19 protein-coding genes are annotated in these 23,665 nt (G+C 43.7%); 8 read left to right on the top strand and 11 right to left on the bottom strand.

From position 1 onward, the window contains the following. Positions 1 to 17 precede the first annotated feature (17 nt). The 3 genes from A1232T_RS04615 to A1232T_RS04605 all read right to left on the bottom strand — a co-directional run bounded on the left by A1232T_RS04615 (position 18) and on the right by A1232T_RS04605 (position 6,408). Positions 18 to 4,031, bottom strand: a complete 4,014-nt coding sequence (locus tag A1232T_RS04615; protein WP_077448275.1) for an AAA family ATPase — start codon at positions 4,029 to 4,031, stop codon at positions 18 to 20. A 110-nt stretch (positions 4,032 to 4,141) separates the two neighbouring features. After that, the gene (locus A1232T_RS04610; protein WP_077448274.1) at positions 4,142 to 5,692 is read right to left on the bottom strand and encodes an exonuclease SbcCD subunit D C-terminal domain-containing protein; all 1,551 of its coding nucleotides are present in this window, start codon (positions 5,690 to 5,692) and stop codon (positions 4,142 to 4,144) included. Between the two features lie 170 nt (positions 5,693 to 5,862). Further along, positions 5,863 to 6,408, bottom strand: coding sequence for a DUF3841 domain-containing protein (locus A1232T_RS04605; RefSeq protein ID WP_077448273.1), 546 nt, complete (start codon positions 6,406 to 6,408; stop codon positions 5,863 to 5,865). A gap of 128 nt (positions 6,409 to 6,536) precedes the next feature. Between A1232T_RS04605 and A1232T_RS04600 the strand changes: the two genes are divergently transcribed. Further along, complete coding sequence (locus tag A1232T_RS04600) at positions 6,537 to 7,724, top strand: methyltransferase (RefSeq protein ID WP_077448272.1); 1,188 nt, start codon at positions 6,537 to 6,539, stop codon at positions 7,722 to 7,724. 105 nt (positions 7,725 to 7,829) lie between these two features. Here A1232T_RS04600 and cysG read toward each other — a convergent pair whose 3' ends face one another. The 4 genes from cysG to A1232T_RS04580 form a co-directional block, all read right to left on the bottom strand. Further along, positions 7,830 to 9,296, bottom strand: coding sequence for a siroheme synthase CysG (gene cysG / locus A1232T_RS04595; protein WP_077448271.1), 1,467 nt, complete (start codon positions 9,294 to 9,296; stop codon positions 7,830 to 7,832). A 239-nt stretch (positions 9,297 to 9,535) separates the two neighbouring features. After that, on the bottom strand, positions 9,536 to 10,165 hold the full coding sequence (locus tag A1232T_RS04590) for a phosphoadenosine phosphosulfate reductase domain-containing protein (protein ID WP_077448270.1): 630 nt from the start codon (positions 10,163 to 10,165) through the stop codon (positions 9,536 to 9,538). A 77-nt stretch (positions 10,166 to 10,242) separates the two neighbouring features. Continuing rightward, positions 10,243 to 10,845: a DUF934 domain-containing protein gene (locus A1232T_RS04585; RefSeq protein WP_077448269.1), complete on the bottom strand. Its 603-nt coding sequence runs from the start codon at positions 10,843 to 10,845 to the stop codon at positions 10,243 to 10,245. Continuing rightward, entirely contained in the window at positions 10,838 to 12,526 is a 1,689-nt protein-coding gene (locus A1232T_RS04580; RefSeq protein ID WP_077448268.1) for a nitrite/sulfite reductase, read from the bottom strand. Before A1232T_RS04580 ends, A1232T_RS04585 begins: the two co-directional genes overlap by 8 nt. A gap of 226 nt (positions 12,527 to 12,752) precedes the next feature. On the opposite strand from A1232T_RS04580, the gene sat reads away from it, so the two are divergent. From sat to A1232T_RS04560, 4 genes are all read left to right on the top strand, one after another. Then, a complete protein-coding gene (sat, locus tag A1232T_RS04575) occupies positions 12,753 to 14,012 on the top strand; it encodes a sulfate adenylyltransferase (protein WP_077448267.1) in 1,260 nt (419 codons plus the stop codon). Between the two features lie 245 nt (positions 14,013 to 14,257). After that, on the top strand, positions 14,258 to 14,626 hold the full coding sequence (locus A1232T_RS04570; protein ID WP_077448266.1) for a hypothetical protein: 369 nt from the start codon (positions 14,258 to 14,260) through the stop codon (positions 14,624 to 14,626). 207 nt (positions 14,627 to 14,833) lie between these two features. After that, positions 14,834 to 16,273 carry a cardiolipin synthase gene (gene cls / locus A1232T_RS04565; RefSeq protein WP_077448265.1) on the top strand — a complete coding sequence of 480 codons (1,440 nt, stop codon included), beginning with the start codon at positions 14,834 to 14,836 and terminating at the stop codon, positions 16,271 to 16,273. 77 nt (positions 16,274 to 16,350) lie between these two features. Next, a complete protein-coding gene (locus tag A1232T_RS04560; protein WP_425272058.1) occupies positions 16,351 to 16,713 on the top strand; it encodes a hypothetical protein in 363 nt (120 codons plus the stop codon). Between the two features lie 57 nt (positions 16,714 to 16,770). Here the strand turns inward: A1232T_RS04560 and A1232T_RS04555 are convergent, their stop codons facing one another. Both A1232T_RS04555 and A1232T_RS04550 read right to left on the bottom strand, forming a co-directional pair. Next, complete coding sequence (locus A1232T_RS04555; protein ID WP_077448263.1) at positions 16,771 to 17,712, bottom strand: WG repeat-containing protein; 942 nt, start codon at positions 17,710 to 17,712, stop codon at positions 16,771 to 16,773. Positions 17,713 to 17,819: 107 nt separating this feature from the next. Then, positions 17,820 to 18,239, bottom strand: a complete 420-nt coding sequence (locus tag A1232T_RS04550) for a hypothetical protein (protein WP_244152372.1) — start codon at positions 18,237 to 18,239, stop codon at positions 17,820 to 17,822. Positions 18,240 to 18,577: 338 nt separating this feature from the next. Here A1232T_RS04550 and A1232T_RS04545 point away from each other — a divergent pair, with 338 nt between their 5' ends. Continuing rightward, positions 18,578 to 19,552, top strand: a complete 975-nt coding sequence (locus A1232T_RS04545; RefSeq protein WP_077448261.1) for a WG repeat-containing protein — start codon at positions 18,578 to 18,580, stop codon at positions 19,550 to 19,552. Positions 19,553 to 19,881: 329 nt separating this feature from the next. After that, positions 19,882 to 20,229 carry a hypothetical protein gene (locus tag A1232T_RS04540; protein ID WP_077448260.1) on the top strand — a complete coding sequence of 116 codons (348 nt, stop codon included), beginning with the start codon at positions 19,882 to 19,884 and terminating at the stop codon, positions 20,227 to 20,229. Positions 20,230 to 20,325: 96 nt separating this feature from the next. Here A1232T_RS04540 and A1232T_RS04535 read toward each other — a convergent pair whose 3' ends face one another. Next, complete coding sequence (locus A1232T_RS04535) at positions 20,326 to 21,462, bottom strand: thermonuclease family protein (protein WP_077448259.1); 1,137 nt, start codon at positions 21,460 to 21,462, stop codon at positions 20,326 to 20,328. A 144-nt stretch (positions 21,463 to 21,606) separates the two neighbouring features. After that, positions 21,607 to 22,164: a hypothetical protein gene (locus A1232T_RS04530; protein ID WP_244152371.1), complete on the bottom strand. Its 558-nt coding sequence runs from the start codon at positions 22,162 to 22,164 to the stop codon at positions 21,607 to 21,609. Between the two features lie 387 nt (positions 22,165 to 22,551). On the opposite strand from A1232T_RS04530, the gene A1232T_RS04525 reads away from it, so the two are divergent. Then, positions 22,552 to 23,661 carry a sulfate ABC transporter substrate-binding protein gene (locus A1232T_RS04525; RefSeq protein WP_077448257.1) on the top strand — a complete coding sequence of 370 codons (1,110 nt, stop codon included), beginning with the start codon at positions 22,552 to 22,554 and terminating at the stop codon, positions 23,659 to 23,661. The last annotated feature ends 4 nt before the right edge of the window (positions 23,662 to 23,665 follow it).

Here is a 23,665-nt window from a genome sequence, read left to right as displayed (position 1 = left end):
ATTAACAAGCAAAGAGGTTAACCCTTCGAAGAACACCCAGGACCACTGATTTTACTATAGCCGCCTGAGAGTTTATCCACTCTAATCTGAGTATGGATTCTGTCTTTTAGTGCCTGTACGTGCGAGATAATACCGATTAATTTGCCTTCTTGTTGCAGGTTAGTCAGGGTGCTAAGCGCCACATCCAGTGAGTCTTCATCCAGCGTACCAAAGCCTTCATCCAAGAATAGGGAGTCTACGCGAATGTTTTGGCTGGCCATACTTGATAAACCGAGCGCCAGAGCCAGACTAATTAAGAAGCCTTCACCGCCCGATAAGTTTTTGGTACTGCGTATCTGACCGCCTTGATAGTCGTCAATCACATTCAGCTCAAGCGGATTTTCTTCATCACGAACCAGCACGTAACGGTCGCTCATTTTTTGTAGCTGAGTATTGGCGTTACTCACCATAATTTCAAAGGTAAGACCCTGAGCAAACGTGCGGTATCTCTTACCATCATTTGAGCCGATAAGTGAGTGTAGTTCACGCCAAACTTTAAGCTTTTCTTTTTGTTTATCAATCTCGTCAAGCTGAGACTGTTGTTGACCTTTACGGTCTTCATTGGCTTTCAGCTGTTGACTGATAGCGCCAACTTGCTCAATGAGCTTATCGACCAAGCTTTGTTGCTGTTGTAGCTGCTGTTGTAAATCCTCTTTAGATTCCGTAGTTTGCGGATTATCAGTTTTCTGTTTCAGTTGTTGCTCGTTTGACTTTAATGTTGTTTGTGCATAGGTTAGCGCATTATTAATCTGCTGCTGCTTTTGATTAAGAGCATCACGCTCTTCTTTTGATAGTCGAGCAGCCACAAAAGACGCTTCAGAATCAAACTCAAGTGTGCCTAATTGCGAGATGAATGTGCGCTCTTGCTCAGCAAGAGTTGTTTCTAATTCAGAGAGCTGAGTTTGTATACGCTGAGCATCTGCTTCGACACTGTTTAATTGGTGTTGGCTATTGCTGTATTGCTCACGCAGTTGGCTAAGCTGACTTTTAGCGGTATCGAGTGCTGCGCGTAGTTGGTTTTCTTCAATGTTAACTTGCTTATCGCCAAACAAGTCACGGCGCTTAGTTTGCATTTGCGTCAGATGATTAGACTGCTGTTTTATCTCCTCAGATAATGAGTGTAGAGAAGTTTGTTCTTTTTCAATTAGGGACTCCGTGTTTTCAATATGAGTCTCTAAGGTTTGCACCTGTGCAGACATCTTCTGTTGCAAAGAGGTTTGCTCTAAGTACCTTTCATTCAGTCTCTTCATTGATTGACGCAAGTCACGCAAGGGCTGTAAAGACTCTTGGCATTCTTCATCGTCCAGATAGCGCTGCTTATCAATACAGTGTATGAGTTGTTTGAGTGGCTTTTCAATAGGCTGGTCACCGCCTGATAGGGTCTGGGATGAATTATTATCAACTGGACTGACATCTACTGAGCTTTCTGGATAGCGATTGATTAACTTTTGAAGTTGCTCTAATCCTGAGCACAATGAGTCAAACCCTTGTGACAATGAGTTTTTAATCTGATCAATGCTTTGCTGATTCAGCTGTTGTTTGCTCTCAATATCTTTACTATCCATAACAAGCTGCTGATTGTGGTCTGCAATAGACTTTGTGTCTTGCTCAATATTAGCTATTTGCTTAGTCAGCTCATCCTGCTTATCTAAAGATACATTGATGTGCTGCTTTTGTTGTTGCAGTGCTTGCTGGGTTTGATAGATAGTATCAGAAACAGACTTGCAGATTGACAGTAATTCATCTAGTCGCTCATCTGCTGGCGTGCTATTAACGAAGGTAATTAATCGGTCTAAATCAGTCAGTACGCTTGTATTAGAAGTATCGTTAGATGCTGTATCAACAGCACTGTTTACCAGCTGTTGTACGCTAGTAGGTGTGCTATCTATTTGAGCATTTAAGGACTCTGTATGCTCACGTATGTAAGTCAGTGCATCATTAAGACGCTGCACAGTTTGGGTTAATTGTGACTGGGTTTCGTTCAGTTTATATTCTGTGGTGTTGCATAAGAGTTTATCATCATCTAGCTTATTTTTAGCGGTATCGATTTGCGTATCAAGCTGATTAAGCGCCTCTTTTAACTGATTCAGCTTGGATTGCTGCTCGCTGGTATCCGACGGCTTATTCCCCGCATTTGGATGTTCAGTAGAACCACAAAGCGGGCAGGGCTGATTCTGCTCTAATAGCTCAATGTAATCCTCAAGCTTGGCTTCAAGCTCAATAATTTTCTGTTGCTGTTCGACCTGCGCCTGTTTGTCTTGTTTATTCCTAGCAAGCACTTCAAGGTCTTTATTGGCACTATCGATTACTTTTTTCAGGTTTTCGATATCTGTGTTGAGCTTTGTAGTTGCAGACTTTTCAGAGTTAATATTAGCCGCTAACTCTTTAACAGTATCGAGTTGCTGATGAATATTTGTTAGCTGCGTATTGGTTGCATCAATATGCTGCAACTGCTCACGGAACTTCGCCAAGGGCTGACCTTGCAGTAAGGTATCTTGCTGTTGTTTTACGTCAGCCAGCTGAGCCAGTTTGTCATCGTATCGTTTTTGATTGGATTGAAGCTTATCTTGAACCTGTTTAAGCTGATTCGAGAGCTTAATATTATCTTGTTCTTTAAGTTGCTGCTGTTGATATTGTTCGTAGTTGTCTTTTATCTGTGCTTTGATACTCTGTCCGAGCGCGTCTAAGCTGCTTATATCAACATTAAGCTGCTGGTGATGCTCGTTTTTCTGTAAGTAGCTGTTGATGTCATTTAGCTTTTGCTGTGTATCATTTTTATTAGATATGTATTTCTCTAACTGTTTATTATAGTCAGATAAGCTGTGCTGATGGGTTTGCTGTAAGTCTTGTTGCTGCTTGAGTGTGATCTGTTGCTGACTGATTTTATTATCAAGCTCGCGTGTTTGCTCAATGATAGGCAAAGTATCGCTCAAGCTCTTATCAGCCAGTTTTTCATTCTTCTGCGCTTGGGCTACTTGCTGCTGCTGCTCTGTCAGTTGCTGTTTTAAAGTAGGGATTTGCTGCGATTTAAGTGTTTGCTCTTGAGCAAGTTTATGTTTTGATTCACGAAAACTACGCACTTGAGTATAAAGACTCTCAACTTCCAACACTTTATTGGCATTATTAAGCCTTATAGCATCCTCTGCAAAAGCAGATTTTGCTTCAATTGCTGATTTTTCATCCGTTTTAAGCTGAGCAATCTGCTGTGTCAGTTGTTCAATCTCATGAATCCATTTTAGTTGCTCATCAAGCTTGGCAACTGATTTACGCTTATCAACCAATTGAGCGTTATTGTCTTTAAGCTGCTGATTTAATTCAGTTTCGGTATCTTTATCTAATAGCTCTAACCCTTGCAGCTTGGCTTGCAGTGCGTCAAGCTTTGACTCTTCTTCTCGTCGTTTCTCATGTACTTGTTTAGAGATGGTCGCGTAGATATCAGTACCGGTGATTTTCTCTAAAATATCGGCACGCTCACCGGTACCAGCCTTTAGGAACGCGGCAAAACTACCTTGTGCAAGCATGATAGAGCGAGTGAATTGTTGAAACTCCATATTAATGAGTTCAACAATTTTCTTCCTGGTATTTTTAGCTACTTCTTCAAGAATTGTACCCGCCTTTTGACCATTATGATCGCTAGCTAGTGACAACTCGTGAGTGATATCTTGAAGATTACCGTCTGGATTACAGCGAGCGCGATGTTGGTACCAATAGCAACGGTATAAGATACCGTTAATATCAATAACGACTTCTGCTAGACACTCTCCAGTTTGCCGTGTCATAACTTCGTTTGTTGATTTGCTAATATTATCAATTCGGGGCGTTTTGCCGTATAAGGCCAAACAAATGGCGTCTAAAATAGTACTCTTGCCCGCCCCAGTGTGCCCGATAATGGCGAAGATGCCTTCGTTAACATACGCCTCATCGGTAAAGTCGATGTGCCATTCGCCTTTAAGAGAGTTTAGGTTTTTTAGTCGTAATTCAATCAGTCGCATGGGATAACAAGCCGTTTAAATGGTATTGGAATAAGAGATATTTGAATAAATGATGAGCTTCGATGAGCCAATAAGTTCGTTGTTTAATAAGTGATAAAAAGCTTTTAAAACTATTCGGCCATATGGTCGTTTTGATGAATATCATGGAGGATTTGAGCATAGGCCTCGCGCAAGCTTGGGCGTTGTGATTCAGCGACATCATTCGCCGCCAAACAACGCTCGAAAACTTCCATCTCATCTAGGTCTTGCAGCGTTTCATGCGCCACTTGCGATTTAAGAACTTTATCACGTACTTGGTTATTACGAATCTTGAGTACCTGTAAAGGAGTGTCGGCTACTACGATATTAATTTGCTCGCGTAAATCGCTGACAATCTCATTGCCGGTGTATTCAACTTCAATCCATATAGGCTTATCCGTAGGCAACGCAGTTAACGCGTTTAAGATTTCTTGAAGCTCACCAGATATGTGCATCAATTGTTGAAAACAAGGCACAGTGACAGAAACAACTTGCATTGAGTTATCAGAGTTTTTGTACAGGCTCTTAGTTGGCTGACTGTGTTTGTCACTAGTATTTAAACTATCTTCTACGACATTATCATTGGTGTCGGTGTCGGTGTCGGTGTCGGTGTCGGTGTCGGTGTCGGTGTCGGTGTCAGAGGGTAGGCTATCGAATAAGTCGGGTGTAAATGGGTAATCGTCTTGGGCAGCATCGCTTACTAAAGGCGTATCAGAAGTGGTAATAGCCTCTTTAGCTTCTGAAAGTTCATTAACTTCACTAAAGTCATCTAACTGTTCGCCAAATTGCACCAATAACACTTGCTTGGTCTGCTTTGCCTCACCAAAGCCCATCGCAATTGGTGAACCACTATAACGAATGGTGTCGGAGCCACCGACTTTCTGCGGGACATGTAAGTGACCCAGTGCCACATAATCGAAACCGTCATCAAAGGTATCAGCAGAAACTTGACCTAAATTTCCAACATATAGGTCGCGTACACCGTCATCTGCTGTCGTTGCACCGCCAGCGGCGAATAAATGACCGGTCGCAATAATAGGAATATGACGCTGAAATTGAGCATTTAGCTCTGCCTGTTTGTCTTTGGTAATATCAGCGACTTGTGCGTAATGCTGACGGATACCTGCCAGTAAATTGGCGTCTTTATCTGCGCCTGACTCGCCCGCTTGCGTACTACGGACATCACGGTCACGCAGGTAGGGCACAGCGGCTATGATGCATTGAGGTTCACCAGTTTTACTGTTTAACACCAATACCTCATCTGCAATATCCTCACAGGCGGTACCAATCACATGCACATTCAAATACTTTAAAATATTAGCCGGCGCGTCCAAAAAGGTAGGGGAGTCATGGTTACCGGCGACTATCACGACATGGTTGCAGTGTAGGCTGGAAATCACACTTAAAAATTCGTAGTAGAGAGCTTGTGCTCTATTACTCGGCGTCATGGTGTCAAAGATATCGCCAGCAACAATAAGTATATCGACTTGATACTGCTGAATGGTTTTGGTCAGCCATGCTAAAAACGCTTCAAATTCTTCGTAGCGTAATTGACCATATAGACGGCGACCCAGATGCCAGTCTGAGGTATGTAAAATGGTTAAGGGTTTGGCAGCGGTAGACAATTCGGTAGACTTAGACATAGAGGTTATTACAACGCGTAAATAATTAAGAAAATGGCTTAATCAATAAGTGATTTAAAAGTGAGTTTTATTTCAATGGGAGTTAATTAATCATACCATAAATGGCAATTTACCAGTCTCGCTTTTGAAGACTGTTTAACGACTGACTGCTTATCAGAATTTATGCTAATTCAACGACCTGTAAAGACTTTATAATTCACTATATGTTCAGGCAGAATTTCCCAAGTAACGCCTTGTACTGCCCAATCATCTGGTAGGTCTTCTATCGAAAAAATCTTAAGCCAAGTGGCTTCCTTACTTTTTCGCAGTAAGTTTTCATCTTTTTCCTGCTCTTCATACTGCTCGTAATACTCATACTCGGCATCAGTTTGTGAGAGGTGATGATTGTTGAGCACCGCATGCCAGCTATCAAAGTCACTAAGCAGCACTTTATCAGAGGGAATCTCTAGCTCAATCCTAACGGCTTTACTTCCTTTTTGGATATGCCCGCCAGCTCTTAGATCAGGCTTAGCTCTGTGTTTGCCTTCCCAATACCGCCATAGCCAAATAGGATACTCAACCCCTGGCGGCGGTGTGACCTTGTTTGCTAGCTGCTTTGAAATCCACTGATAAGCCCGTTTAAAATCCTTATCAGCTTTATCAGGGTCGGTTCTTAATGGCTGACCACTTACTAGTATGTCTAACTCATCGAGAGTCCTAATAGACCAAAACTTCATTTTAGCGCTCACAATAGGGATTATTGTATTTGATTATAACGCCAAAGCAGGCTAGTGGGGCGGGCTGGCATGCTTTAGTGTATGATGCTCGATTAAAATTAAATATTGGTAAATAAAAAGGTAAGTTAGTGTTAATAAAATCAAATCAGTATTTGCAGTGGCAAGAGGGTGAGTCCTTACACAAAGCCCGCTGGTTGTCGCAAAGTAATCATGCCCCACCAAAGGATATCGTGATTATCGATGATACGACGACAGCTAATGAAGCATACCGTCTGGCCAATGCCGGTACTTCGATGCTCTGGCGTGGTGACTATCATAATGCTAGACAGCTTATCCAAGCCTTGCAGCGTCGTATTGACCGTGCTGAACAACGTAAAATTGAAAAAGCCGCGAAAAAAGCCGCTAAAGCAGCCGCCAGTTCAAAGTCGACCACAGATTCAGAAGATCTGCCGAGTCTATTTCATAAAAACCGTCTTGCTCAAAGTCAGCGATCCCGTCTATTAGGCCGATTGCTATTACAATTCGATGCCAACTATCAACTCAATCTGCGCCGAGCACCACAAGTTAGTGAGGCCTGTGTTGCTGCTTTTGGAGAGATGAATGAGTCCTGCGTTATGGCTTTTCGTGACCTGCAAGGAGCGTTAGGTGCCGCGCAGTGGCGTAAAAAAGGCGTACCGGTTGAAGCTTTGGGTGTATCGGTTCACCCGCACTACGGTGTCTTTGCGCCGACTCGTCAAGAATATGTGCAACTGCTACTAGATGCTCCTCTCCCTGATAATCATGACATCGCTTATGATATTGGTATTGGTACGGGCTTGCTCGCCATTGTCTTGGCTAAACGGGGCATTAAGCAAATCATAGCCACTGATTTAAACCCGCGTGCGCTTGAGTGTGCTGAGGATAATCTAAATCGTTTGGGAATATCCAATGTGCAGTTGCAACAAGCAGATTTGTATCCCACTGAAGTGCCAGCGGCTAATTTAATTGTCTGTAATCCACCTTGGCTTCCTGCTAAGCCAAGCTCACCCTTAGAGTATGCGGTGTATGATGCCAATAGCGCCATGCTACGTGGGTTTTTGATGGGCGCAAAGCAGCGTTTGGCAAAAAATGGCGAGGTTTGGCTCATTCTGTCTGATTTGGCAGAGCACTTAAAGCTGCGTACTCGCGAAGAGCTGCTTGGCTGGTTTGAAGAAGCTGGCTTAACTGTGAAATATCGTCTAGATACTGAGCCGACCCATGGCAAGAGTCAAGACACCAGTGATCTGTTATATGCTGCGCGTAGTGCAGAGGTAACTTCGCTGTGGTGTTTGCAGTAGACATTTTAGAGCGCTGCAGCTTTTGAATGTACAACATAGAAAAAGACCCTTTTAACTCAATTTAAAAGGGTCTTTTTTATTAAATATAAAACTAAAACTAAAAATTTACACCATATTTAAAGCATGTGCTTGCTGATCACTGTCGCTAATATGCTCACCATACCAAGCCAGTTCATCATGCAGCTTAGCTACTTCACCGACGATTAATAAAGCGGGTGTGGGTAATGGGTTGGCCTCATGTTTGGCAACGATGTCCTCTAGAGTACCGGTCATCACTTGCTGAGTGGGTAGGCTGGCATGCGACACAATCGCAATCGGCGTGTCTTTGTCACGTCCCGCATCCATCAAGCCTGTGGTTAGACGCTCAATTGAGTGTAGCCCCATATAAAACACAATGGTTTCTTTGGGATTGGTTAAGCTATCAAAGCCTTGATTCGGCTCACCAGACTTTAAAAATCCAGTCACAAAGCGTACTGACTGCGCATGGTCTCTATGAGTTAGCGGAATGCCAGTATAGCAAGCGGCAGCATTGGCTGCGGTAATGCCGGGTACGACTTGATAAGGGATGTTGGCTGCGCGCATGGCCTGTATCTCTTCACCGCCACGACCAAAGACAAAGGGGTCACCGCCTTTTAAACGTACCACGCGCTTTCCAGTATTGGCAGCGTCAATCATCATCTGATTAATGTTTTGCTGAGCCACCGCATGATTACTGCGTTTTTTACCGACAAATACTTTATCGGCATCACGGCGACACAAATCCAGCACTTCATCAGACACTAGGGCATCGTAATAAACAATATCAGCTTGCTGCATTAATCGCAGCGCCTTAAAGGTGAGTAGCTCTGGATCACCAGGGCCTGCACCAACGATATACACTTCGCCCACAGGTTTAGTATTAGCTTGCTCGTCATCGCCATGTTTGCTTGATAACTGCTGATGGGTTTGTTCAAGCTGCTGCTTTAATGCCTGTTCAGCCTCCACGCTACGTCCAGCAAACATCAATTCGCTGACTTTACCTTCAAATGCCTTTTCCCAAAACTGACGACGACCAGTAAGCGTTGGAATCTTTGATTTAACCTCATCACGCATATCGCCGGCAAGTTTGGCTAATTTTCCGTAGCCTTGTGGAATTAAGGTCTCTAAACGGGCACGGGTTAGGCGGGCTAGCACCGGTGCTTTGCCGTTAGACGAGATACCAATCACGATTGGGCTTCTATCGACAATGGCTGGGAAGATAAAATCACACAGTGGCGGGGTATCGACCACGTTCACCGGAATGTTTAACGCTTGGCAATCTGCATGCACCTGATGGTTTAAGGCTTCATCATCGGTACCAGCGATAACAATACGCTTGCCAGCCAGATACTGCTTGTCGTATTCAGCGGTGATTAAGCTGTGTTTGTCATCACCAAGTAGCTCACGAATCTCATGGCTAATCTGTGGTGCCACGATGGTAATGTGCGCGCCAGCACGAGACAGCAAGTCAGCTTTACGCTGTGCCACTTCACCGCCGCCAACGATTAATATCGGCTGATCGGTAAATTTAAAAAATAAAGGAAAGGTATTCATAATCGGTAGACTGTTTATTATAAGATGCCTTCATTATGGCGTATTCGATGGCAACAAGTATGGAGGGATTTGATATTACTTAATGCGAAAATGTCATAACGGCTTGTTAATTAACCCAATTCCAGAATTATTGAGACAAAAAAACACCGCCTAATGGGATATTAAGCGGTGTTTTTTGATCAATTAAGTGAGGCGATAAAAATGATGTTAGGTGCTTTATTGCCCACTTAAAGCGTCAATTACAGCTGAGTATGTAGGCCACACTCACGGTTTTCTTCTACTTTAGTTGGGTCAAAGTAGTCAAATTCGTTAGGTAGGTCGTGCTCTGCTAAGTAAGCGTCTAAGTCTTTGTCATTTTTGTAGAACAAAGGCGCTACTTTTAATACGCCGTCTTTTGACTGGCTCAATACATCAAGACCTTGACGGAATTCAGTTTGGTCTTTGCGAATGGCGTTGAACCAAACGTCTGGCTTTAATTCGCTAAGCGCGCGCTTGAATGGCTCAAGTTTTACTTGCTCAGTGAATTCGTCATGTAGTGGGTTGTTTACGCTTGGGATACCGTTCATGGTGGCATCACGGTGAGCGCTGGTTTGCTTAGGAATATAAGTCACTACGTTCAAGTTTAGGTCTTTGATAAGTTTGTTAGCAAAGTCATAAGTTGCGCGAGTGTTATAACCTGAGTCTACCCAAAGTACAGTGATGTCTGGCTTTTGCTTGGCCACAAGATGCAAGATGGCTGACTCGTATGGGCGGAAGTTGGTAGTGATGATTGGGTTTTCTGCCTTGGCTAAAGCCCACTCAACGATTTGCTCAGGAGTTTTGCCTTGTAGCTCTTGGTTGGCTTGATCGATATTGATTTCGATAGTCATACTTTAATTCCTTAAAAGTTTTATAAATGGTCTGTTTTTTTAAAGTTGGTTTGTTTTTATGCTTGCTTTATAAGCCCCTAAGCATGTTTTCTAAACATAGGCAGCTGACTGGCCACACTGCCATCATAAGAGGAGGGCAGGACCGAGAAAGCGGCTTTAATGTCTTCAGTCAGGTTTTCTGCACTAATCACGAAGCTGTCCACACCGGCACGCTTTAAGTAAACAATCTGGTCACGGCCGAAATGTCCTGTGACACGGATTTCGCCCTCGAAGCCTTTTTGGCGTAAATGACGCGCTTGACTAAAGCTGCGCCCATCTGCAAATTTTGGCTGATACAACACGACAAGATCTAACGCATTTAATAAAGAGCGCTCACCGTCTTGATAAGCGGCTAAAAGCTCATCTAATTGCTCGGTTGACACATCGGTATCTGCCCACAGACCTAGGCGGCTGGTGTAGTTGGCAATCAGCTCTAGTACTTCGGTCAATATGCCTTTTGAAGATAAGATATCTGATAACGGTAACACCACATCTAAGCGCTCTGACTTATGCAGCAGCTCGCTTAGATGAATGGTCTTAGTGGCAATGCCATCAGGTAGCTCAGCGGTGTATAAAGCCTGCCAGCTATCGTCAGCAGTAATGTCTTTTGCTTGAGCGTCTAAAATACTGTGATTACCCATATACCGCCTCCTTAAATGGCTGAATGCCCACACGTTGTACGAATTCAGCGAATGGCTCTGGGTTATCGCCCTCGACATGACGCTGCTGGGTATAGACGTCTAATACTTTTTGTAATGTTGGTGCTACTTCATCTGTTGCCACTGAGCGGCCTAAAATTTCGCCCAGACGGGTATCTGATTTTGAGCTGCCACCTAAGCTAAACTGGTACCAATGCTCACCTTTTTTGTCCACCCCTAAGATGCCAATATCAGCAACATGGTGGTGGGCACAAGCGTTCACACAACCTGACATATTTAGTCTAATTTCGCCTAAGTCATACAAGTAATCTAAATCATCAAAGTGCTTTTCAATTTGCTCAGCGATGTTAAAGGTCGTGGCGTTGGCCAGTGAACATAAGTCAAAGCCTGGGCAAACAATCATGTCCGTTAAAGTGCCAATGTTTGGACGTGCCAAGTCCATTTCAGTTAACGCTTCCCATAAAGCATACAGATCGGTCTGTTTCACATCCGCGAATACTAAATTCTGTTGATGCGTACCACGGATTTCACCAAAGCTGTATTGGTCAGCTAAGTCCGCTAGGCGGTCTAATTGCTTATCAGTCACGTCACCGGCAGGGACATATTTGCCATCAACGACACCGGCTTTTAATGAGGCGATAACCGCGCGGTAACCGGCCACTTTATGCGGCACAGTGTTGCGAGCATACCAATCGGCAAAAGCTTTGTTTTCAAACTGTTTTTTTAGTTGAGATTGGCTTTCTAATTCATCAACTTTGTCATAATCAAACTCTGGGAAGTAGCTTTTAGCCGTCTCAAAGTTTTCTTCAGTTAACGTCAGCTCACCATCTTTGGTAAAGGTTTCCCACTCTTTTTCGACCAGCTTTGTGAATTCTCTGGCGCCTAAGCTCTCAACTAGAATCTTAATACGAGATCTATACTTTGCCTTACTGTCACGGCGGCCATGAAGGTTATAAACACGTAAGATAGCGTCTAAATAACTTAATAAGTGCTCACGAGGCAAGAACTCACGAATGGTTTTACCGATAACAGGGATACGGCCTAGACCACCGCCCACGATAACTTCAAAGCCCACTTCGCCTTCGTCATTTTTGACAACATGAAGGCCAATATCGTGTACCTGAGTGGCTGCTCGGTCTTCTGCAGTACCAATCACCGCAATTTTGAATTTACGAGGTAAAAAGGCAAATTCAGGGTGGAAGGTTGACCACTGACGAATGATTTCACAGTACGGACGTGGGTCTTCAACCTCATTGGCATTGATGCCCGCATAAGGGTCGGTTGTGGTGTTACGGATACAGTTACCTGAGGTTTGAATGGCATGCATCTGTACAGAGGCCAGCTCAGCTAAGATATCAGGCACTTCTTCAAGCTTGGGCCAGTTTAATTGCAAGTTGGTACGGGTAGTGAAGTGACCATAGCCTTTGTCGTATTTGCGCGTAATTTCTGCCAGTTTGCGCACTTGGTAGCTTGCCATTAATCCATAAGGCACAGCGATACGTAACATGGGCGCATGGCGCTGGATATATAGGCCATTTTGCAAACGCAGTGGCAAATATTGCTCTTCGGGTAGCTCTCCGGCTAGGAAGCGGCGGGTCTGATCGCGAAACTGCTCAACCCGCTCATCAACCATGGCTTGGTCGGCATGAGTGTACTTATACATAGTTAGTATGCCCTTAGGTAACAAAAAATCATGTAGCTATACTAACCACGCCCTAAGTTTTTTATAAATTCATATCTGTAATATGTATATCCAAAGAGAGCATAGATAAGAATAAGTAAATTTCGTTAGTCTACTGACATCACTATTGAGAAATGGGTGTAAGGGTTTGATTTAGACCTAATTATTAGCATCCACTTAACCCCAATCAAACCAACTGGATTGAAATATGACCGAACAAAAGATTGTAAAGCGCCTTGGTAAAACCAGCATCGTACCGCCACATGGTAGCGAAGAGTTAAAGCCTTTATTACTAGAGGGTGAGGCTTTAAGCCAAGCTCTAAGAAAGGCCAAAGACCTACCACAAATCATCCTAAGCTCACGCGAGCGTGGTGACTTAATCATGCTAGGTATTGGGGGCTTTACGCCGCTAGATGGCTTTATGAATCAAGCAGATTGGCGAGGCGTGGTCGATGAGATGACCTTGAAGTCCGGGGACAATAAAGGCCTATTTTGGCCAATCCCCATCACGTTATCGACCAGCAAAGAACAGGCCGACACGCTAGCACCAGGTGATGAGGTGGCTTTGGTTGCTGAAGATGGCGAGATTATGGGTGTCATCACCGTTGAAGAGACTTATACCATTGATAAGGCGCATGAGTGTCAGCAAGTCTTCACCACCACAGAAGAAGAGCATCCCGGTGTAAGACAAGTGATGGAGCAGGGCGAGGTGAACGTCGCTGGTAGTGTTAAAGTATTTAGCCAAGGTGAGTTCCCCACTTTATACCCTGAGATTTATAAAACGCCTGCTGAGACTCGTGCCTTGTTTGAAGAAAAAAACTGGCAAACAGTGGCGGCTTTCCAGACCCGTAACCCAATGCACCGCTCACATGAGTACTTAGCTAAGATTGCTATCGAAATCTGTGATGGGGTGATGATTCACTCGCTATTGGGCGCTTTAAAGCCAGGTGATATCCCTGCTGAAGTGCGTCAAGAAGCCATTAAGACCCTAATTGATAACTACTTCAAAAAAGACACCGTTATTCAAGCAGGCTATCCACTAGACATGCGTTATGCCGGTCCTCGTGAAGCCTTATTGCATGCGCTATTCCGTCAAAACTATGGCTGTAGCCACCTAATTGTTGGCCGTGACCATGCGGGTGTGGGCGACTATTACGGTCCGTTTGATGCACAAGCCATCTTCGATGAGATTGAGAAAGATGTGATGTTGACTCAGCCGCTGAAGATTGACTGGACTTTCTGGTGTAATGGCTGTCAAGCGATGGCTTCTACAAAGACTTGCCCGCATGACGCAGAGCATCATGTCAAGGTGTCAGGTACTAAGCTACGTAAAGCATTATCAGAAGACCAAGAAGTTCCTGAAAACTTCAGCCGTCCAGAAGTGCTACAAATCTTACGTGAGTACTACGCAGGTATCGCCAAAGAAGAGCGTGCAGAAGTTCATCTAGTAGGCGCTTCAGCTCAATAAAAATAGCCCGTTGTTTGATTATAAAAAAGCCAGCACACGCTGGCTTTTTTAGTCTCATTTATTTTACTAGCGCTATTATAAATGTGGGGTTAGTAAACAATTATCGAACATAACTACTCTGCAATTTATAATCAAAAAAACTATAATGTTTTTTTAATTAGGTATAACAGTTTTTTCTGCGAAAATTAAGCACTTTATAATGCAGTTCTGCTTATATTTTTGAGACAAATGATAGTGAGTTTTTTATGTGGAAGCAGGTGGCAGCTTTAGCCAGTGGCCTATTGATGAGTAGTATAGTGACTGCGGCTGATCCGAAGATTGAGTCTAGCAAGGCGTCTTTGTACGTGGGCAAATGGGTTATGGCTTGTGGCACGTTGGCGGAGATTAATCACTTACCCAACCGTCATTACATGAATTTTGATAAAAAATATCCCAATCAGAGCTTAACGGCACTGGTATGGAACAAGGACTATCGCTGGTTTGAAAATCGCTATGGCAAAATTGATAACTACGTTGGCTATCGTTTTTGTGTCTCAGGGGCTATTGCAGCCACTCAAAACCGTTTGCAGATTAACGTTACCAACCCGCAGTTTATCAGATTAATGGCGGATTAATGGCTTCAGCCAAAATCATTCCATCCAAGCAAGTTTATTAAAGCCAGCGTATGCTGGCTTTATAGTCAGTAGACATTAATAAAAAACAGATAACCACTTAATAATAATGATAATAGCTGTTATAACGCACTGTATTTTTGGGCTAGGCATGGAGCGCCGCTTAGGGGCCTTGTTCACTAACGAACCATTTATCAAGGAAGACGACTTATGTTAGTAGACATACTGATTGGCATTCACATATTGGCGTGGCTGGCGGTATCGCTTAGGGTGCTGGCACGTTACGATCTTACAGCGCCTGCACGTTTGGTTTGGTTGGTTATTCTATTTATCTTGCCGTATGCAGGTCTTGTGGTGTACTGGATGTTTGGGGAGGTGCACTTAGGGTTTAACTTTGAGCACCGCTACAATAAGATCAGCCAACAGTTACGTAGCAACTTCCCTCAGGTCATGGGCAGCAAAGACACCATGGAGCAGGTCATTGATCCTGAGTATCGACCCGCCTTTACTTACTCAGCTTCGGTCAATGGCTTTAATACCACTTTAGGCAATAAGGCGGAGCTGATGCCTGACCCGAAGACAACCGAGCAGCGTATGATTGCTGACTTCGATGCCGCCACTGATCACATTCACGTGATGTACTATATTTGGCTAGATGATGGCATGGGAACTGCCATCGCTGAAGCACTAATGCGAGCGGCTAAGCGCGGGGTTCAGTGCCGAGCTATGGTAGATGGCATGGGCTCACGCAAGCTGCTACGTTCCCCCTTGTGGGAGGGCATGAAGCAGGCTGGGGTAGAGGTGAGTGTGGCGTTACCCATCGATAATATCTTTAAGATATTGCTGTTTAGCCGTATTGATTTACGCAATCACCGTAAGATTACGATTATCGATGGCAAGATTGGCTATGTGGGCAGTCGCAACAGTGCCGACCCTGAGTTTCGAGTGAAGCCAAAATACGCACCTTGGGTCGATATTATGCTAAAAGTGCAAGGGCCTATTGTCGCTCAAAACCAAATGCTGTTTGCCAGTGACTGGCTAATGGAGAATCCAGATACCCCTTATGACACTTTTCCTTATTTGATACAGCAGCAGCCAGAGGGTTATCCTGCTCAGGTCTTCGCAGATGGGCCTACCCAGCGTCAGGGCACCACACCACAGTTTTTGAGTATCTTAATGGGTCATGCTAAGAAGTCCTTGGTCATATCGACGCCGTATTTCGTACCGGACTATACTTTGATCAATATGATTTGTGCCACGGCTTATCGCGGTATCGATGTCACCATTATCTTTCCTAAGCACAATGACTCTTTTATTGTGGCCGCCACCAGTCACAGTTACTACTGGCAGCTACTTGAGGCTGGCGTGAAGATTTACGAGTATAAGCCGGGTCTGCTACATGCTAAGACGCTGACCATTGATGATCAGATTAGCTTGGTTGGCTCGACTAACTTAGATCTGCGTAGCTTTGACTTAAACTATGAAAACAACGTGATTTTTTATGATAAAGGACTGACCCAACAGATTATCGAGCGTCAGCAGAGCTATATCGAAGACTCGGTTGAGGTCACTCATGACGAGGTTAGAGATTGGCCAATTTATTACCGTATTTGGATTAATATTGTATCTACTATGGGTCCGGTTCTATAAGCCAGAAGAATGAAAATACATCAAGGCAAGACAAGGATAAAAATATGAAGTCAGAATCTGTAGTTAAATTGACCATCATGGGCGTAATAACGGCTGTGGTCTTATTACTGGTGGTAATGGCCGGTTATCCCTTCTATAAGGTCTGGTCGCAAGAAATGCGCGGTAAAGCGGCTTTGGCAGAAGCTACTCAGTCAAAGATGATTCAAATTGAGCAGGCCCGAGCTGAGCTCGAGTCAGCCCAGCTAAGAGCTGAAGCCATTAAAATTATCGGTCAAACTGCCAAAGAGTATCCTGAATACCGAGAGCAAGAGTTTATCGGTGCCTTCGGTGAGGCCCTACGTGAGGGTAAAATTGATCAGGTTATCTATGTGCCTACTGAAGCCAACTTACCTATCTTAGAAGCTGGCAAGCGTCAGCCTGTGGTTGAGTCGGCAGAGTAATAAAAAAGACGCTAAGTTATTTAGCGTCTTTTTTTGTTCAAAAACTCATACTTAAATCTAATCACAGCTTACTTTATTGCCCTTAGTGTTAATACAATAAGATTTACCCTGCTTATTTATTACTCTTGCTTTGCCATTTTCAAAACGGGGTAACTCGCCTTCATAAGATTCAATTAGGTAGTTATAGGGGATAACTAACTTACCTTTGGTATTAATAAAGCCATAAGTATCATCGGCTCTTAATACTGAAGCCAAACCGTTAGAGAATTTACCGATGGCGTGTTTAAGGTTAAGAGGAATAACGGTTTTGCCTTGTTTATTGATAACACCCCACTTTCCTGAATCCCATGTGCCTTGGCGAACAACGGCCAGTCCTTCTGAGAAACTATCGGCGTAATCATATTTAAAAGGAACAACGGTTTTTCCAGCTTTGTCTATATAACCATACTTACTGTCAATAGCATATCCGTCTTTGTCGTAGGAACTGATGCTTACTGCTGCTAAGCCCTCTGAGAAACTATCGGCATCACTATACTTAAAAGGAATGACTGTTTTACCACTGGTATTTAAAAAGCCATACTTATCCTCTTTATTTAATAAGGCAACCAAGCCTTCACTGAAGGAGTTGATACCAATATCATATTCACCCGTTGAGCGATATTTTAACGGAATAACTTGCTTACCTGTGGCTGGGCTAATATAGCCTGCTGAAAAATCACCATCACGCTCATTTGCGACGGCAATTAATCCCTCTGACTCTTGAAGTATGTAGGTATAGCGGTTGGCAGGTATGATGGTTTTGCCCTTACTGTCATATGCTGCAGGACCATTTTCGCCATATACAAGGACTAAGTTTTTACTTAGACAGGTCATGGAATCCTTAGACACCCCCGATATATTAGGTTTAGTGCAAATATCCGTATAAGCCATGGCAGGGCCAGCCGAGAGCATAAAAAATCCTGATAGTCCCAGTTTCAAAAGTGAGGCTTTGGTAGTCATGTTATCTCCTTATTTACAAAAAAATTACCGTGCACAATTTTCAATTTCAGTTATTTCAAAAGCGCAGCCAAGCAAGTATCCGCAGTCATCTTGATGTCTGTCAGAGGTCAGTGGTTTTGGTCAGAATAGGAATACACCAACGTGTAATGATTGGCTAGCATAAACTTGTTGGATAGATAGTAGTCGAGACAGCTTTCTTTTAAGATCTCATTAGAGGACAGCTCATCGGTCAAAAAGTCTCTTTCCTCGGGAGTTAAAGGCAAGGTATATAGCACCGACACGTTACCGTAATGAGGAGTTAACATCATGCTTTGATTGCGCGTGTAGTTATTGATGTCCATAGGCAGTGACTGGGAATAATCATTGGTGACTAAGCGAAAAACTTCAGAGACCAACTCTTTGTGGGTATATTCATAGTTGCTATTTAGCAGACCAACCGACTGTAACGCCTCGTCAAGTTCAGAAGCCGCAAACGCCATAGGAGCTAGTAATAAGCTAAGAGACAATAACATTGCCTTTTTTATCATATCGACTCCTAAAGTGATCATCTGCAGTACAAGGGCATGCTGATAGGCAGACGCAGACGCCCCTCTATGAATATAATAAGCGACAGACCCAAATTAGTCTATCTAAACAGCCTGTTATACGACAATATATGTCGTCAGAGCGTCTAATTAACCCTTAAGAGCGGCTATAAAATAAAATGAAGCAAAACTTAAGCCAAAACCCTAAACTAATTATTGACTAATTTTACAATAATTTGTTTAATAAAAAGCGGAAATATCCGCACTAGTAATAGGGAGTTTTGCTTCCCTTATTTTACCTAAACACCTAAATAGCTTAATACAATGAGAAGGAATTTGCCGTGTTTACCAAGCCTACCTTAGCTTCTGCTACTTCCAAACTTATTCCGCTGGCTGCTGTTATTGGGAGTGCTTGCTTCGCCTTGCCAGCCCAAGCCAACTATTATGATTGTAAGCCGCCTAAGACCAGTTATGCAGAAGTGGACTGCACCTCAGACGGTGACTATTACTTAGGATTTAACAAAGACCGTCAATTACAAGCCTTATTGAATAAACAAGGTAAAGTCATTGCTAGCCTAAAGGGCTATGACTCAGTAAGCTGGACCGTCAGTGATGGGGTCATTGCGGTCATGAAAAATGACAAGGTCGGCTACGTCAATACTCGAGGTAAGCTTGTGGTACCGACTATCTATGACAACCTGATTGATCCAGATGATAAGTATGATGAAACTTGGGCCAATGATGCCTCTGAGGGCCGTATCGTGGTCGCCAAAAATGGTAAATTCGGTATTATTGATACCTCAAACAAAGTGATACTGCCGTTTACCAGTAAGTATAGAACGATTGAGGGCATGACTGAGGGTATGGCGCCTATTATGTCTAAGTCTGGCAAATGGGGCTTTTTGGACAAGAACGGTAAAGAAGTAGTACCGCCAAAATATGAAGGGCTAGATGGTAACTTTGGCGGGGTTTATGGCTTTAGACAAGGTCTAGCTGGCGTGTATGATGGTAACAAGTGGGGTTTTATTACGAAGACCGGTAAGGTGGCTGTGCCATTTGTCTATGATGAAATCAGACCGTTTAGTGAAGGACTGGCTGGCGTCTTAAAAAATGGCAAATGGGGTTTTATCAACGGCGCTAACAAAACCATTATCCCATTTAAATACTCTGATAAAAACGTAGAGCGCTATAGTGTTAACTATATGGGTGCCAACTATTTTGTCTTTAATGAGGGTGTTGCAGAAGTTGCGACCATTAATGATAAAACGGTCTGTATCAACAAGTCTGGTAAATCAGTGGCTTGCCCAGACTACTAGCTGGTCATTGCTAATAAGTAACTGGCTAACCACTAACTATTAAATATTAAAACCTCTTAGCTTAGGTTAAGAGGTTTTTTGTTCTTATTATGGGCATCTGGTTTATGAGAATCTGAGCTTATGGCACAGTGAGTTTTACTACTGCAACCTTATTGATACGAATAATTATGAATGTAGCAATGAAATATCCATATACTGGGAACCAATAAACCTAATGGGGTGAATGCCCTAGCTATTTAACTGTCAAACAATTTAACTATCAAACAATTTAACTATCAAACAATTTAACTATCAAACAATTAAATATTAAAATTCAAGGATTTTAGATTATGGCCAAGTCAACAATGACCAATATGAAACACAAAACTTTAGCCGCAGTAGCATTGGCAGCAACTATGATGCTTCCTTCTGTGGGCGCACAAGCGGCAAACAATGACCTTAATGAAGTTTGCGTAGATATTGCTAGCTTGGCCGGTAACATCATGGACGATAGACAAAATGGTGTGTCTAAGGCTCAAGTGACCAAGAAGACCAGCAGCGATAACGATGCTTACCAAACTTTAGCCAAAAACATCATTGCCGATGCTTACAAAGTGCCACAAGCCAAATCAAAAGCTGACAAAGACCAGCAAGTAGACAACTTCATCCGTCAGTACTACAACAAGTGTGCTAAATAAGCTTTTATAGCTTATTAATACACAACAAAAAACCCAGTGTGATATCGCACTGGGTTTTTTTATTGTTTATAGCTTTTATCGGCTTATCGGCTAGCACTATCCGCCAGGACAGATACTCTCGCAAGGTACCCCATCTTTATCCCCATCTAGACGGGTATTGCCACAAGCCAATTGCATTTTTGCTTCCTCACAAGAGACCATTTGCGAACAAGTCTTCTTAATCATAGAACCACAATCTAAAGTGCCAGAGGCTGCGTCAGGTAAGACAACAGGGGCAGATAGCAGAGCGTTGGGCTGGCTTGTTGTATTGTTTACCGGAGCTGTACTAACGCTGCTGTGCTTGGTAGTTCTGCGGCCCGTCATAGTGCAGTTTGCGCCCTCGACCGGATATACAGTATCGTCAAATTGATAACTGCTTTGTTTACCGCGGCGATAATCCCAAGGGGCGGTTACTATGGCATTGGCCCAAAGCCCCAAAGCGTGCTGGCGGGCATTAACCTCAGCGTTGGCGTATGTGAAGCGGTCACGCTCAGACTGACCATTTTGATACTGCTTGTAGTGCCAAGCTGCGCCTTGCTTGATTTGATTTAAGTTACAGTCCACCTCGCCAGCTCGAACCTTACCGAGCAGGCGCTGATAGCGATCTTGTTCAAACCACTCTACCGTGACTGGACCTTGACTGACGCACTGCTGCAAGACTTGGGTACTATAAGCGCCATGGGCTTGATTGGACTCAGGCGCGTCAATACCGAGCAGGCGGATACGCTCAGACGGTCCTTCAGTTGGGATAACCTCTACTGTATCACCGTCAATAACCCGTACACTTTTGGCGACAATGACATTACCAGTGATTGGGCATTCAGAGCCTGCAGAGGCAGTAGTGTTTATAGTGGGGCTATTGGTGTGAGTGTTGGGCTGATTGTTTGTCTGGGTGCTGGTCTGAGTATGCGCAGACGAACCATTCGCTGTCACCGCTTCAGCCGCCGTTAAGGCCGCGCCTGCAGGAGTAGAGAAGGGATTGTCGAGAGTATTGTCTTGTGAGTCTAGTTGGCTTTGATAGTTTGCATCAAAGTTTGCGTCAAATTCATCAACACTAACGCTGTCATTGTAGGTTAAAGAAGAAGAGCGGGCTGAAGTTGGCGTATCGCCATTGCCCTCACAAGCCACCATCAGTGTGGCAGCCATTATTAGAGCGAGGGTAGGGGTTTTTAACTTCGGTAGGTCAAAAGGCATCTTACTAACACCTCTATCATATACATTATCTTAGGTTTAGAAGGTCATAGCTGGCGGTAATTAAGCAGACCTAGTTATTTAGGTTTATGGCTGAGGCTTAAGCTTAGGGCTAGGACTTAGCTATCCGCTACTTAAGCCTATCTGTTACTTAAGCTTAGTGTAGTCGCCTTTTAGCTTCACATCGTCCTGACACAATACGCTAAGAGCTTCAGGGTTGTTGCTGTCTAAGCTTAAGACATTGTCTTTAAAGCGGAAGAAGATCAGCCCTTTATCACGAGTCATGTTTAGCTTAGTGCCATCAGTTTGGGTGGTAATGCTGCTGATAGGCGCGGTATAAACCATGCCGTGTAGCGCATCTTGGCCCATAAGCGTGGCCACACCTTGGTAGCTGCAAGCAGTTTGATTGGCTTTTGCGTTGGTGGACTCAGCCGTTAAGTTGATTTTGACTGCTTTAGCCGGCATCGCCATACCGGTTTTGGTAACTTCAATGACCAGTTGGCTGTCAGCAGGGCTATCCACTTTGGCATAACGGCCCATAGGCATTGCCTGGTTGGCTGCAGACTGTAATTGCGTGGCTTTAGGCTGGCCTGAGACACTCACTTGAGAGTGAGGCTGCACATAACAAGCGGTCAAAGAGCTGCTGCATAAAGCACCTAGCAATAGCACTTTGATAACCGCTATTGGGGTCAGAATAGAGTTCATAAATATACCGCCTTGAATGCTATACATAGCTTAATTGCGATTTGTAGCGTCCTTGCTACAAATAAATACTGTGCATTGTTCATTAACACAAATGCTTATCAGTATTATGCGGATAAAAACAATTATTACAAGATTTAACACAGAAAAAGAGACCGATTATGCCATAACTTGCCCCAAGTTTGATAATAATTCTTGCATATTGTTGGGTATATTCTAATTATTCACTTAGATAGCCTTATTCGCTATTAAACATAATATGTCGCTGCTGTTAGCATAGGCGCCATCAAATAACATTTTTGCCGTGGATTCAGCAATCCAAACCTAGTTTAACTCTAGCTTGCGCTTAAATGTGAAATACCAAATAACGCTTATTGAAGGATATAACCCATGGCGATAACCATTAAATTCGGACAAACCCCTTTTTCTAAGGCAGCTAAGCTGGCCTCTATTACTACTGTAGCGACTTTAGCTTTAGGCTTAACCGCTTGTGGTGGTCAAAAAGAAGACACAGCAGCAGACACCACTGACGGTGCAGCCGCTAGTGCAGAGGGCCAAAACATTGAGCTGTTAAACGTCTCTTATGATGTGGCGCGTGACTTCTACAAAGATTACAACCCAATGTTCGTCAAGCACTACCAAGAGCTACACCCAGGCGCCAAAATCAGTGTAAACCAGTCACATGGTGGCTCAAGTAAGCAGGCGCTATCGGTAGCAAACGGTCTACAAGCTGACGTAGCTACTATGAACCAAGGCTCTGACATTGAGCTATTACAGAAAAAAGGCTTGGTTGCGGACGACTGGACTGACGCTTTCCCTGATTACTCAGTACCTTTTACCAGTACCATCGTATTCTTAGTGCGTAAAGACAATCCAAAAGGCATTCAAGGCTGGGACGACTTAACCAAGCCAGGTGTTGAGATTGTTATGGCTAACCCAAAGGTTACCGGTAATGGTCGTTATGCCTTCTTAGGCGCTTATGGCTATGGTCTACATACTTTCAATAAAGATGAAGACAAGACCAAAGCGTACGTAAGAGACTTATTAAAGAACGTCAAAGTTTATGAAAACGGTGGCCGTGCTGCGACCACAACCTTCGTTCAGCGTAACATCGGTGATGTGTTAATTACCTTTGAAAACGAATCAAACTTAGCCGCTACTCAGTTTGGTAAAGGTCAAGTAGACATCGTTTATCCAGACTATTCTATTAAGTCAGAAAGCCCAGTGGCTGTGGTAAATGGCGTAACCGATAAAAAAGGCACTACCGAAGCGGCTACTGAATACTTGAAGTACTTATGGAGTGATGAGGCTCAGCAATTGGCTGCAGATCTGTACTTACGCCCAAGCGTACAGTCAGTATTAGACGCCAACAGCGATAAGCTACCTCCAGTAGATACCTTCCGTCCTAACGATGTGTTTGGTACTTGGGATGAGATCATGGGCACTTACTTCAGCGATGGTGGTGTATTTGACCAGTTAGCGATTAATGCCCCAAAATAAGAGT

Source organism: Psychrobacter pasteurii (genome assembly GCF_900162815.1).
GTDB classification, from domain to species: domain Bacteria; phylum Pseudomonadota; class Gammaproteobacteria; order Pseudomonadales; family Moraxellaceae; genus Psychrobacter; species Psychrobacter pasteurii.
Note: the sequence above shows the minus strand (reverse complement) of the source record. Positions and strands in the feature narration are given on the sequence as shown.

What these genes read in the sequence shown, in the direction of transcription:
- A1232T_RS04615 (WP_077448275.1), bottom strand. Translation starts at nt 4,031, where the DNA reads ATGCGACTGATTGAATTACGACTAAAAAACCTAAACTCTCTTAAAGGC.
- A1232T_RS04610 (WP_077448274.1), bottom strand. Translation starts at nt 5,692, where the DNA reads ATGTCTAAGTCTACCGAATTGTCTACCGCTGCCAAACCCTTAACCATT.
- A1232T_RS04605 (WP_077448273.1), bottom strand. Translation starts at nt 6,408, where the DNA reads ATGAAGTTTTGGTCTATTAGGACTCTCGATGAGTTAGACATACTAGTA.
- cysG (WP_077448271.1), bottom strand. Translation starts at nt 9,296, where the DNA reads ATGAATACCTTTCCTTTATTTTTTAAATTTACCGATCAGCCGATATTA.
- A1232T_RS04590 (WP_077448270.1), bottom strand. Translation starts at nt 10,165, where the DNA reads ATGACTATCGAAATCAATATCGATCAAGCCAACCAAGAGCTACAAGGC.
- A1232T_RS04585 (WP_077448269.1), bottom strand. Translation starts at nt 10,845, where the DNA reads ATGGGTAATCACAGTATTTTAGACGCTCAAGCAAAAGACATTACTGCT.
- A1232T_RS04580 (WP_077448268.1), bottom strand. Translation starts at nt 12,526, where the DNA reads ATGTATAAGTACACTCATGCCGACCAAGCCATGGTTGATGAGCGGGTT.
- sat (WP_077448267.1), top strand. Translation starts at nt 12,753, where the DNA reads ATGACCGAACAAAAGATTGTAAAGCGCCTTGGTAAAACCAGCATCGTA.
- A1232T_RS04570 (WP_077448266.1), top strand. Translation starts at nt 14,258, where the DNA reads ATGTGGAAGCAGGTGGCAGCTTTAGCCAGTGGCCTATTGATGAGTAGT.
- cls (WP_077448265.1), top strand. Translation starts at nt 14,834, where the DNA reads ATGTTAGTAGACATACTGATTGGCATTCACATATTGGCGTGGCTGGCG.
- A1232T_RS04560 (WP_425272058.1), top strand. Translation starts at nt 16,351, where the DNA reads ATGGGCGTAATAACGGCTGTGGTCTTATTACTGGTGGTAATGGCCGGT.
- A1232T_RS04555 (WP_077448263.1), bottom strand. Translation starts at nt 17,712, where the DNA reads ATGACTACCAAAGCCTCACTTTTGAAACTGGGACTATCAGGATTTTTT.
- A1232T_RS04550 (WP_244152372.1), bottom strand. Translation starts at nt 18,239, where the DNA reads ATGATAAAAAAGGCAATGTTATTGTCTCTTAGCTTATTACTAGCTCCT.
- A1232T_RS04540 (WP_077448260.1), top strand. Translation starts at nt 19,882, where the DNA reads ATGGCCAAGTCAACAATGACCAATATGAAACACAAAACTTTAGCCGCA.
- A1232T_RS04535 (WP_077448259.1), bottom strand. Translation starts at nt 21,462, where the DNA reads ATGCCTTTTGACCTACCGAAGTTAAAAACCCCTACCCTCGCTCTAATA.
- A1232T_RS04530 (WP_244152371.1), bottom strand. Translation starts at nt 22,164, where the DNA reads ATGAACTCTATTCTGACCCCAATAGCGGTTATCAAAGTGCTATTGCTA.
- A1232T_RS04525 (WP_077448257.1), top strand. Translation starts at nt 22,552, where the DNA reads ATGGCGATAACCATTAAATTCGGACAAACCCCTTTTTCTAAGGCAGCT.